This is a genomic window from Geobacillus sp. B4113_201601, assembly GCF_001587475.1.
GTDB lineage: Bacteria > Bacillota > Bacilli > Bacillales > Anoxybacillaceae > Geobacillus > Geobacillus icigianus.
Map to the genome: position 1 here is coordinate 1 of NZ_LQYX01000028.1, position 747 is coordinate 747.

1 protein-coding gene is annotated in these 747 nt (G+C 54.4%); it reads left to right on the top strand.

Annotated elements, in window-relative coordinates; all coding sequences use genetic code 11:
• Positions 1 to 600 (top strand): IS110 family transposase (locus tag B4113_RS03945; RefSeq protein WP_153017125.1); only part of this gene is annotated, 600 nt, incomplete at its 5' end.
• Between the last annotated feature and the right edge of the window lie 147 nt (positions 601 to 747).

The window sequence follows — 747 nt, forward strand, 5'->3', positions numbered from 1 at the left end:
GAGAAGGGATACGTGGACAAGGACGAGCTGGATCAATGCCTGCGCGGCAGGCTCAAAACGAAAAAGCAGGCGGTGTATGATTCGCTGCTGGGCACCTTGACCGAACACGAGCTCCGTCTCCTTCGCCTCTTGTGGAAACACGTGGAGGAATTGGAGCAGTTAATCGAAGAAGTCGACCAGCACATCGACCGCCTGCTCGAGCCGTATCGGGAGGAAGTGGACTTACTGATGACCATGCCTGGAATCAAAAAACAAACCGCCGCCGTCATCATCGCCGAGATGGGAACCGACATGAGCGTCTTTGAAACGCCGGAACGGGTGGCTTCATGGACGGGGTTGTCCCCCGGCAACCATGAAAGCGCCGGAAAGCGAAAGAGCACGCGTACGACTAAAGGCAATCCCCATCTTCGATCAGCGTTATGCGAGGCGGCATGGTCAGCAGCTCGATCCAAGACACATCCCTTGTCCCGAAAATTTTGGTCGTTGGCGGCCCGATGCGGGAAGAAAAAAGCCCTCATCGCCACGGCTCGACGAATGTTGGTGATCATCTTTTGCATGATCTCCCGCAAAGAGTCGTTCCGCCAACCACAACTTATCTAGTATAGCCAACAGGCAGCCAGATCATACGAGATGTCCGAAAATCGGGCACCTCTGCTTTCCTATTGCCTTCTTTGGCCATTTTCAGTATACCCGCACGGATCAGGAGCGTATACAGCACTCACCCAGTGGTGGGGATTTTCACGGAAA